Source organism: Vibrio sp. RM-41-2B (assembly GCF_024744415.1).
GTDB classification, from domain to species: Bacteria; Pseudomonadota; Gammaproteobacteria; order Enterobacterales; family Vibrionaceae; genus Vibrio; species Vibrio diabolicus.
The window spans coordinates 106,267-117,291 of record NZ_JAMQWD010000007.1; the positions used below are offsets into that span (position 1 = coordinate 106,267).

9 protein-coding genes and 3 pseudogenes are annotated in these 11,025 nt (G+C 42.0%); 5 read left to right on the forward strand and 7 right to left on the reverse strand.

Annotation, left to right across the window (positions count from 1 at the left end; genetic code table 11):
• Nucleotides 1–170: 170 nt before the first annotated feature.
• Nucleotides 171–483: pseudogene (locus NB463_RS08130) on the forward strand (hypothetical protein); the annotation flags it as partial.
• A gap of 167 nt (nt 484–650) precedes the next feature.
• Here NB463_RS08130 and NB463_RS08135 read toward each other — a convergent pair.
• The 5 genes and pseudogenes from NB463_RS08135 to NB463_RS08155 form a co-directional block, all read right to left on the reverse strand.
• Entirely contained in the window at nt 651–854 is a 204-nt protein-coding gene (locus NB463_RS08135; protein ID WP_033905382.1) for a hypothetical protein, read from the reverse strand.
• Nucleotides 855–1,295: 441 nt separating this feature from the next.
• Complete coding sequence (cspE, locus tag NB463_RS08140; protein WP_033905381.1) at nt 1,296–1,508, reverse strand: transcription antiterminator/RNA stability regulator CspE; 213 nt, start codon at nt 1,506–1,508, stop codon at nt 1,296–1,298.
• Between the two features lie 560 nt (nt 1,509–2,068).
• Nucleotides 2,069–2,239 (reverse strand): annotated as a pseudogene (locus NB463_RS08145) (IS481 family transposase); the annotation flags it as partial.
• Between the two features lie 120 nt (nt 2,240–2,359).
• Nucleotides 2,360–3,835, reverse strand: a pseudogene (gene ltrA / locus NB463_RS08150) (group II intron reverse transcriptase/maturase).
• 1,190 nt (nt 3,836–5,025) lie between these two features.
• Entirely contained in the window at nt 5,026–5,481 is a 456-nt protein-coding gene (locus tag NB463_RS08155; protein WP_074190780.1) for a GNAT family N-acetyltransferase, read from the reverse strand.
• 898 nt (nt 5,482–6,379) lie between these two features.
• Between NB463_RS08155 and ltrA (NB463_RS08160) the strand changes: the two genes are divergently transcribed.
• Entirely contained in the window at nt 6,380–7,852 is a 1,473-nt protein-coding gene (gene ltrA / locus NB463_RS08160) for a group II intron reverse transcriptase/maturase (protein ID WP_047725749.1), read from the forward strand.
• 331 nt (nt 7,853–8,183) lie between these two features.
• On the opposite strand, the gene NB463_RS08170 is transcribed toward ltrA (NB463_RS08160), so the two are convergent.
• The gene (locus NB463_RS08170; RefSeq protein ID WP_074190834.1) at nt 8,184–8,591 is read right to left on the reverse strand and encodes an OsmC family protein; all 408 of its coding nucleotides are present in this window, start codon (nt 8,589–8,591) and stop codon (nt 8,184–8,186) included.
• 251 nt (nt 8,592–8,842) lie between these two features.
• Here NB463_RS08170 and NB463_RS08175 point away from each other — a divergent pair, with 251 nt between their 5' ends.
• Nucleotides 8,843–9,115, forward strand: a complete 273-nt coding sequence (locus tag NB463_RS08175) for a type II toxin-antitoxin system TacA family antitoxin (protein WP_048626792.1) — start codon at nt 8,843–8,845, stop codon at nt 9,113–9,115.
• Complete coding sequence (locus tag NB463_RS08180) at nt 9,112–9,609, forward strand: GNAT family N-acetyltransferase (RefSeq protein ID WP_048626791.1); 498 nt, start codon at nt 9,112–9,114, stop codon at nt 9,607–9,609. The genes NB463_RS08175 and NB463_RS08180 overlap by 4 nt, the downstream gene beginning before the upstream one ends.
• A 152-nt stretch (nt 9,610–9,761) precedes the next feature.
• Here NB463_RS08180 and NB463_RS08185 read toward each other — a convergent pair whose 3' ends face one another.
• A complete protein-coding gene (locus NB463_RS08185; RefSeq protein ID WP_074190833.1) occupies nt 9,762–10,268 on the reverse strand; it encodes an AAA family ATPase in 507 nt (168 codons plus the stop codon).
• Nucleotides 10,269–10,612: 344 nt separating this feature from the next.
• Between NB463_RS08185 and NB463_RS08195 the strand changes: the two genes are divergently transcribed.
• Nucleotides 10,613–11,025 (forward strand): IS110 family transposase (locus NB463_RS08195; RefSeq protein WP_258430896.1); only part of this gene is annotated, 413 nt, incomplete at its 3' end.

Here is an 11,025-nt window from a genome sequence, read left to right on the forward strand (position 1 = left end):
CTATATCTCAGCTCTACAGTAACCCCTAATTACTAGGCTCTTTTTATCACTAGCGTTATGCGACGTGTAGTTATGTGAGAGCATACATCTTTAACTATTAGTATAGGTTATTTATGTCCGCATAAGGACAGATTTGGTAGTTTTTCTACAACGGAACGAGCCTTGTAGAGAAGTATGAAACCAGAGGCGTAATAGAACATCTAGCCATTGTTGCTACCGGGGTCAGGTTTATGATGAATGGAAGGTCAACTGAAAGAAAACGTAAAATCTGGCGCAAGTTACATTTAGTCGTAGACACCAGCACAAACGAAAGGGCACATGGAGATCCTCGCATTGCTAGAAGCTCTACGGTTCAAATAGGAAGTGGAAAAAGCGCTATGGTTATGGCAAGTGCTCACTCTCCGAAACAGCCATGTATCAAGTGAAGTAGTTGCTGGGGGAGAAACTAAGCTCAAGAAACTTGCTCAAGTTGGTAAAACCTAGGCCATGATAAAAGTGCTCAACAACCCCGCCTCTCTTACGTAACTTTATGTTCAACACCAGTGTAACACTTAAGACATCAATACTAAAAGAGGTAAGAGAGGTCGTAATTCTTAGTAGAAAAAGTTTGGGTAAATTTGATATAGAGTAGACGAAACTATTTCAAATGGTTAATTTTTATTAATGTATCGTTCAGCATTTGAAAATAATTTATCGCATAACTTATTTTGAACCATATATTCTTTTGAACCTACTTCCATAGATTCTAGAGTTTCTTTAGCTTCTTGATATTCTTTTACCATCATAGAAAATCGTTCTTCGAAGTTGTTTTTCTGCGTTTTTTTTATCGATTTCTTTCTTACTGGTTTTCTCATATAACTACTTACCTTATAAATCCCAAAGTTTTTTTTCTTCTCGTTCTAACAATATATCTTCAATTTTTTTTCTAATTTTATGAATACTATTATAATTATCATTTGTACTAGATCTTTTATTTTTTACCACTCTTGAGTTACTCTTAATCGATGGTTTTTTCAAAGGATAGCCTCCTTCTTTGATATGAGTACAAAAATGCCTCCGAAACCTCACGTATGAATCTTTGATTTTCAAGTTCACAAAATGAAAATAGAGGTCAAAGAAGCTGGTATTTTACCTAGTAAGAACATGGTTTTTTAGTACATCATTTTTTACCTATTTTCTGGTAACAGACCAAGAAATACCAATATTATTTTAGATTATTTTTTAGAGTCATCGGGCTGATTATTAAAATTAAACAAAAAAGACCTCGACTAACGAAGAGATCTTTTAAATAATTCTTATACTAAAGTAACGTTGTCAGCTTGTGGGCCTTTGTTACCTTGTTCAACATTAAAAGAAACCTTTTGGCCTTCAGATAATGTTTTGAAACCTTCTTCAACAATTGATCTGAAATGAACGAATAGGTCAGTACCACCGTCATCTGGAGTGATGAATCCAAAACCTTTAGTTTCATTAAACCATTTTACTGATCCAGTTGTTTTATTTGACATAATATATCTCGACACATTGAATTAATAAAAAAGAAAGCTACTAAATAAGGAATGAAGAAAAAGGTATCGCAGGATAGATATGACGAACTTAATCGAATAAAAACTGAGAAGATCTTGAACTAAATGTATTATCAATAGCTCACTGTTTGAGCTTCAGATACTATACACTATGTGTAAATAATAGATATGCATTTCTTGATTAAAATTTTATTATCTATTAAATCAATCACTTACAGGGAGGAGCATAGTAAAAAAATGGTACGTCAGATTAAAATCTACGGTATCATTAGAGTAATTATTGCAAACAGATATTCGATACAACAATGAAGCCTGTTTTTAACTTTGAAAGAGGCATAAACAAGTCAACACGATAAAGGAAAAGAGTTCGGATGAAAATAAGGAAGTGACAAAGGCAATAATTGACAGAACTGTTTTCAAAAAAAACCATAATCAGGAATAATAGAAGGAAAGTAACAGCTAGCACCGTAGTGATCAACTAAACTGTAATAGTTCAGACATGATCTGACAGTTACACACTTTTCGACTCAGTGCCTGTCAAATTACGTCTGGGCTAGATTCTTTTCAGTCCAGATTGATTTCCCATCCTCTAATGTTTCTATTGGCATTCTGCCACAGCACATTTTTCCTTGATAAGTACGATGATTTTTGTAGTCCATCCATTCGTCCAGATCTTTTTGTAACTCCTCCATCGAACCATACAGTTTTTTCTGAACGTTATTTGTCGGATAGGCGACACCTGTTACCAGATGCCGCCCTCCTAAGAACCGTACGTGCAACTTTCACTGCATACGGCTCAAGCCTCCACTAAGGCGTTATTGTAACCCAGCAACTCACAAAGCAGTGGCGACAGGGTCAAACCATGAGTTACGACCTGTGTTTTTCACCTTACGTTCATTGAGAAAACCTTCCCAAAAAGGATCAAACGGGTTCGCTTGACTCATGATTTTTACATGTCGCTTAATTGGCATCTGACCGATTTGAAACAGTCGGATCACGCCATACAGTCCATCCTTTTTAAACCAGCCATGGAAAATCCATTGCCCTTGATAGTTTAGAAAGTACTTATGTGCGATCCATTTGCGCCCCTTGTTTGGGTGACGCCTGACTGACCATCGCCATAACGCTAGAAACATCTGGTGGCCAACATAGCCGAAGGTTTGTTTAGCAACACAATGGCGATAGTAATTCGCCCATCCTCGTAGTTTCGGATTCATCATCTTGATGAGATCGGCTACTGGGATTGTTGCGTGTTTTCTAATGAGGTCACGCATGTTTCGTAAGAATGATAATACGTTGGACTTGCTCGGTTTAATGAGCAATTTCCCTTTGTACTTTCTGGCGTTAAAACCAAGAAAGTCAAAGCCATCATTGATATGAGTCACATGCGTTTTCTCTTCAGAAAGCGTTAAGCCTCTTTCTTGTAAGAAAGCCATCAGTTGCGGCTTAATGTCATTCATAAGGGCTTCCTTTGAAGATCCTGTGATAACAAAGTCGTCAGCATAACCTATAAAGTTTACTCTGCTGCCTGTTTTGCGAGCGATAGACTTAGTTAACTTTTCTAGTCCGACAAGAGTAAGCAACATCAGGGTGGGTGAAATTATCCCGCCTTGTGGTGTTCCCTCTGCCGTTTTGTAGAACAGCCCCTTGTCTATATAGCCACATCCCAGCCATTGCTTGAGCATCCTTTTGTCTGTCGGGATATTATCCAAGTAGCCACTGGTGACCTATCTTGTCAAAACAAGCTTTGATATCCCCCCTCAAGAACCCATTGTGCTGCTCCCTTTTTGCATAGGCATTTGAAGCACTGCTGTATTGCATCGGCTGCGCTTCGATTGGGTCTAAAACCATAGCTGTTAGGGTCGGCAATTGTTTCAGATATAGGTTCTAGTGCTAGAAGATGTAACGCTTGTTGCGCTCGGTCTATCATACACGGGATACCTAATGGTCTAAGCTTGCCGTTTTTCTTTGGGATATAGATTCTTCTGAGCGGTTTGGCCCGATAGCCTTTTCTGCTCAGTAAACTGACTGCCGCCATTCGACGTGCATCGGTGTTCCAGGTGTCGCCGTCAATTCCTGGCGTTTTACTGCCTTTGTTTTGTGATACTCGACGAACAGCGAGAAGCTTTGCTGTTTTCGAGTGAGTCAGTATCCACTGTAGTGCTTTCGCCTTACCGTGTTTACCTTCTCGGATTGCTTTTGCAATGCGCATCTGGATGCCTTAACACATGGCGCTCAACCGCTTTCCAGTCGATGGATTGCCATTGGGCGCTGCCAGAAGGGGCACTCACTTCATGAGAAGAGATCATCTGCGTTCCTTCTTAAATAAAGTTTTCCAAATCATCTTGCAATGGGAGACCAGTTGGAAGTGGGCACACTTTCGTGTCAGACATCCGTCTGTATCTGCAGCATTCGCTTTTTCCAACCTCCGTTACCAGCACCGCTATCGGCTCTCTTCACAGACAGCTTTCCCGAAGGAACGATACTGGCTTACCGTGTTCCGCATGTCGCGCAATATCAGGGTAGATGTCCACTATAATGCGGGGAGCCTGTCGATCACGAAAGAGCACTGTCCAACCTCTTTCCTACTCCCTTAGCCGTTTGGCTACAGCGTATTAACCACTTCCGCTGCTTCACGCATAACGCACCTTACATGGATTCACTTTCATTCATCATACTGATTCCCTAGCACTCACCCAATTCGTGGTTATCAGGAGGAGCATCCCCTCACGGTTTTGCTCCCGTTTGGCACAATTCCAAACTTCGTTACATTGTCAGGCTCGCTGCTTTATTCAGAGCCTTAGGGTCGTCTGGTGATACAAACGGTTCACTCTTATCGCGGTGAACAGAGCTTCATGCGACTTCACGTCGCACGGACAGAAACGTGTCATGCGTTTCGCTAAATTAGCAGCACATAAATTACTTGAAGTATTGCGTATCTTGCAAACCTGTTAGCCCAATTACCTCATGCTCGACACTAACTCAATCATGAAACCACGCTAGATGCTTGGTCACGCGACCGTTTAATCAAAACAACATCTCTAGATGTTCGATTATTGATAGCTGATAATCTATTAAAAACCTCTAGATGCGGATGGGTATGACTCAATAAACGAGGTGCGATCATCATACACAACTAACTCCGTCCCCCTAAATAGGTGTCCGCTGTTGGCAACACCTATTTTTTTCAACGTCAGAGCACCCGCCGAAAATAACTAAAGTTGTACGCGAAGATTTATATTAAAAATAGTGTACCTAAGCCTAAAATTCGACGAAACCAACCACATCCGTTACTGTAGTCAATATGACAGAAACTGATAATGCAGGGTCGATTTTTAGCGTATCTCAAATAACAGGGATAAAGATACCAGCGAGTGAAGCACTTATTATGTTTGTCACAATGGCCATCCTATGACGCTCCCCAACGTCATACTGTCAAACCAAAGACCCGTGATAACGCCAGTGACAATAGCCCAGAGTACATCATTCAGCACTCCCTTTAAACTCGTTTGTATATTGCTCTAACCATGAACTCTTTGTCTTCAAAGCTCTGCTCAACTACAAAGCCCAAACTTAAATATAATTTTTTCGCTCTCGGGTTATTTCTTTCAACTTCAAGTCGTAAGCACTTGTTTTCACTTTTTGAATGATTAATAAGATGCCGAAGTATCAAACTTCCCAATCCTATGCCTTGATACTCTGGCAGTAATTGTATACCACCTAGGAACAACTCGTTTTCTTCTTCGACCAAACGGAGTCGGCCGACGCTCTCACCAAGGTATTCTATTATGTAAGTTTTGCTGTTAGGAATAAGTCCATTTATTTCATTTAACACTCTGTTTCTTAACCTATTCATTGCTTCAAGGCTATCATCACCTTTACTTGAGGCAGACAAGGCATTGACTAGCGCTTGCACATCTTTTCGCTCTGCAATTCTTAAAGAAAACTCTTTCATTTTCGCATTCCTATCAGCAAGTAACATTATCTCACGGAGAATACCGACATTTGTAGGAAGTTCAACCAGCTAATCACAGATGAAGACAGTAGAGGAGTGATATAACGCTTATTAGCCACCTAACTGTGGTTTCACCTTCTTAAAATGCAGTTTTTCTCATTTGGTTTAATTAATAGTCAATAGGTTAAGTCAGGTGAACGAACATTAGTTTGCAAGATAGGCTTAATCAGGGGATGTTAATTTATCAGCTCGTTCGGATAATTTTTGGTAGGGGAAACGCACGTTAACAAGCATGTTATGAGCTTTTACTCTAAGAAGCTTTGGGGCGTGCGACGTGAAGTTGTATGAAGCGCTGTTCACCGCTCAACGAGTGAACCATCTGTATCACCAGATGAACCTAGGAGCCTGAATAAAGTAGCGGCTCTGACAATGTAACGAAGGTTGGTAGTTGCCGATCGGGATCTAAATCGTGAGAGGACGATCCTCTTGATAACCACAAGTCGGGTGAGTGCTAGGTAGTCAGCATGATGAACACAAGTGAATCCGCGTAAGGTGCGTTATCCTTCGAAACAGCGGAAGTGGTTAATACGCTGTAGCCAAAAGGCACGAGAGTTGGAAAGAGATTGCCCCATGCTCTTTCGTGATCGTTGAACTCTCCGCACCATAGCGGGCATCTAAACTGACATTGCGCGACATACGGAACACGGTAAGCCTGTATCACTCCCTCTGGGAAAGTCTCTGTGACCGATAGTGATGCAGGTAGAGGATGTTGGAAAAAGCGAAGGCTGCATTGTAACGATGCAGATACAGGCAAATGTCTGGCACGAAAGTGGGCTGACTTCCGACTGGTCTTCCGTTGCAAGATAATTTGAAGAACTTTATTCAAGGAGAAATGCAAATGATGATTTCAAAAGAGATTGGTGCCTCTCCTGACAGTGCTCAATGGCAATCCATAAACTGGAAAGCCGTTGAATCCCATGTTTTAAAGCTTCAGATGCGTATTGCAAAGGCAACACGAGAAGGTAAACACGGCAAAGCGAAAGCGTTGCAGTGGATACTGACTCACTCGCGCTCGGCAAAACTTCTTGCTGTTAAGCGGGTATCACAAAATAAAGGCAGCAAAACGCCTGGAATAGACGGCGTTATCTGGAACACAGACACGCGCCGTATGAAAGCAGTCAATCAATTGAGCAGAAAAGCTTACCAAGCCAAACCGCTCAAGCGTATCTACATTCCCAAGAAAAACGGCAAGCTCAGACCACTTGGTATCCCCTGCATGGTCGATAGAGCGCAGCAAGCACTTCATCTTCTTGCACTGGAGCCAGTATCAGAAGCACTTGCCGACCCTAACAGCTATGGATTCAGACCAAACCGCAGCACTGCCGATGCTATCGCGCAGTGTTTTAAGTGCTTAGCTATGAAACGATCTGCTCAATGGGTTCTTGAGGGAGACATCAAATCTTGTTTCGATAAAATCGGGCATCAATGGCTTATGGACAACATTGCCGTAGATAAACGCATGTTGGAACAATGGTTAAAGTCTGGTTTTATGGACAAAGGGCTGTTCTACCGTACTGACGAGGGAACACCACAAGGTGGGGTCATATCTCCGACCTTGATGCTAATGACTCTTGCAGGACTTGAGCAACGCATAAAGTCTACCGCACTCAAAAAGGGTGCTAGAGCCAATTTTATTGGATACGCCGACGATTTCGTCGTCACATGTGCTTCAAAGGAAGTGCTGGAGAACGATATCAAACCGTTGATCGCTGAGTTCTTAGCGGAAAGAGGCTTAACACTCTCCGAAGAGAAAACGCACATTACCCACATCAGCCGTGGTTTTGACTTCCTAGGTTTTAATCATAGGAAGTACAAAGGAAAACTGCTCATTAAACCGAGTAAATCCAACACTTTGATGCTCTTGAGTAACTTGCGCGAACTCATCAAGAAGCACGCAACCATCCCCGTTAACGATTTAATCAAGTTGATAAATCCGAAACTCAGGGGTTGGTCGAATTACTATCGACACTGCGTTGCAAAACAGGTATTCGGATATGTAGGCCACAAGCTATTCCATACTTTATGGCACTGGGCTAAAAGGCGTCATCCAACAAAATCTAGAACTTGGATCGCCCTTAAATACTTCATCAACCGTCAAGGTCAATGGCAATTTCACGGTTGGCAGAAGATCATGAATATGGATTGTCAGTTCAATCTGTTCCAAATAGCTAAGGTGCCAATAGAGAGACATGTGAAAATCAGGAGTGCCGCTACGCCTTTTGATCCTCAATACCAAGAATACTTGGCTAAGAGAAAATCAAAGAAGCCATGCCGTAACTCTTGGCATGAGCCTGCTCTCGCTGCTTTATAAGTTGCTGGGTGCCATCAGGTGCCTTTGTGAAGGCTTGAGCCTAGTGCGGTGAAAGTTGCACGCTGGGTTCTTAGAGGGACGACACTTGGTAACAGGTGTCGTCTACTCGACAAAGGTGTGTTTGCGAAGCTCTGCACCCGTACGTCTTTGGGCTGAACCTTGTCAGGTATATTACTAAAGTAGGATATAGCTGATTGGCTGAAACATGGAAAAGTAACGCCACATTAAGGTGTGAGCAACGCAATACCGATGCCGCCGCATACCACCTTAAAAACTAAAACCAACGCATAGTGAAAATGCCACGCGTTGCAAATCACTCTTGAACAGTTTATTAGTTGCAATTTTTACCCACTTCAGCTGAACAAGTGATATCGATCGTAGGGCTCAACATAAGACAAACATGACAATGCTTTTCCACCGCTTCTTGAGCTGCTCGCAAAATGTCAGACTCCTTAAAACCACTGCCATTTACTGTAAAGTGTAAGTTTGCCGATTTATATAAACGAGGTTCTGATTCCGTTAGGGCGAAAGTAACCGTATTTTCTAGGCCTTTAACTTCAAAACCTTGATCTTGCAGTAACAAGACGACATCCGTAGCACTGCATGAACCTAAAGCCGACAATAGAACTTCCGTTGGGCAAGGGGCTTTCTCAGTTGTAGCGTCAACATTAAACGTAAATCCGTCTTCAGTTGACACTTTAAAACGACAATCACCATCCCACTTTACATTAATACTCATACTTCCCTACTTTTTGATGTCACTATTGTTGATTGCACTTAACGCCCAATTAAGGTGTAAAGTACGTGACCACGGTACTTCATTTTACCACCGTAAACACTTAGCTAAACCCAAACCAAAAATGCCAAGCGTGCTGAATCACTCTTAAATTGTTTGTTAGTTTGCGTGCCAAAGTGACACAGAGATTGCTTATTGCACGCTTTAAGACCATAATACACATGTGACATTTTGACACAATAGGAGATAACATTATGGCTACTACTTTGCCTCGCATCACCGCTAGAGTTGATGTCGATACACAAGACTTACTGACTAAGGCTGCCGCGATAGCCGGCATGTCTAGCATCAACTCGTTTGTTCTAAGCGCTGCAATCGAAAAAGCTAAACAAGTCATCGAACGTGAGCAGGCTTTTAAACTGAGCCAAGCAGATGCGATGTTGCTCATGGAAGCTTTAGACCGTCCTGAAACACAGAACTCAAAACTAAAAGCTGCTGCTGATCGATACGAGAGCAAGATTCAATGATGAATACGGTACTTCTAGATAAAGCTAAACACGATAGAAACCGATTCAACTGTGGCATCGAAGCTCTCAATAATTACTTAAAAGTAATGGCGAGTCAGCAAGCAAAGAAGGACAACACCAGAACGTTTGTTTTGGAAGATGATAACGACAACTCACATGTCATAGGCTTTTACACGCTTACAATGACGCCAATTGAATTAAAGGCATTGCCCGATAAGTTACAAAAAAAGCACCAATCATCCACCTCTGGTGGTCTGATTGCCCGTCTTGCTGTCGATGACCGATACAAAGGGAAAGGCTTTGGGGAGTGGCTGCTTATCGACGCACTCAGAAAGCTATTAGCCGCTAGTGATAGCGTTGCATTTCCAGTTGTTATCGTTGATGCCAAAGATGGAGCAAAACATTTCTATGAACGCTATGGTTTTCAAGCATTTCAAGATGCTGAAAACAAACTCTTCATCACCATTGCAGATGTGAGAGCAAGCTTAGGCTAGTTAACCGCTAGCCTTTAGCAAACTCACGCCGCATTAAGTGGTGAACAACGCCACCACCAGACCTAAAGCATTGTGCCATAAATACTAAACTCACTTGAAGTGAAGGCGCCGAGCGTTGTGAATCACTCTTAAATTTATTGTTATATGCAATTTCACACGCCTAGCTTTTCAGTTAGTTCGGCGAAAGCTATTTCAATACTTTTACCTGTCGTGTCTATTTTGATTACATCGGCTTTCCAAGCTTCATAATGACGGTTCTGCACTTGTTTCCAGTCAGGTAATTTTAGGTTTGTTACTTCACTTCTACGAGTGATGACTCTTTGTTCGTGTTCACTGCTATCTGAGCAACTAATTTCAATATTGATGAATTTAGCCCCCACACTTTCTGCGACTTCCTGCCATTCGCGTCGCGTAAGCTCGATAGGATTACAAGAGTCTGAGATACAGCTAATCCCAAGCTCTAAATTGTCTCTGATTATACGATAGCTTAAACGATACCCTTCACCTTCAACTTTGAAGTTACAAAGATCTCGAAGCCCTTGCTCTACTGTATCAATGCGAACATACGTAGCACCCACTTTAGCCGCCAACAGCTTAGCAAGAGTCGATTTACCTGAAGCTGGGAGACCCGAAAATATGTATAAAATAGGATAATTCAATTGACCTCCGTTCCTTGCATATAACGCTCTGTTAAGGTGTGAGCAACGCAATACCGATGCCGCCGCATACCACCCTAAACACTAAAACCAACGCATAGTAAAAATGCCACGCGTTACGAATCACTCTTAAACGCTTTGTATGGATAATAAGTACTCCAATCGGGTAAGGTGAGACCCAGACTTTAGCTGCAACTAAAGTTCTTCTATCTGGTAGTTCGATTGAACGATGGCTCCTCAATTGAGAGACCGGTAACAAGTACGAACGCCAGATAGAACTCCAAGCACCACACTCGAATAGTCTTCTGGGTCTCGAGCCCGCATTTGCAAGCAAGAGTTAGCTTATTATGAATACAAACACACTTCAAAACATTAATGTCGGCGTTGATACTGGTAAGTCACAACTAGACATCTACATCCGCCCACTCGATATTCACTTCACTGTCCCGAACACAGAAAAAGGCATCAGCGATGCCATAAAAACCATTAAGAAACACAAACCTCAACGTGTCGTCATCGAAGCTACAGGTCGATTAGAAATGCCTTTTATACTCGCCTGTGACAAAGCCAAATTACCTTATGTTATTGCCAACCCACTACGTATTAAAAGGTTTGCTGGTGCCATTGGTCAACGAGCTAAGAACGACCGTTTAGATGCCGCTCTCATCGCACATTATGCTGAACGTGTTCAGCCAGGACTGACCAAACTAAAAAGCGAAAACATACGTCTTATGAGTGACTTAGTCACAAGGCGTAACCA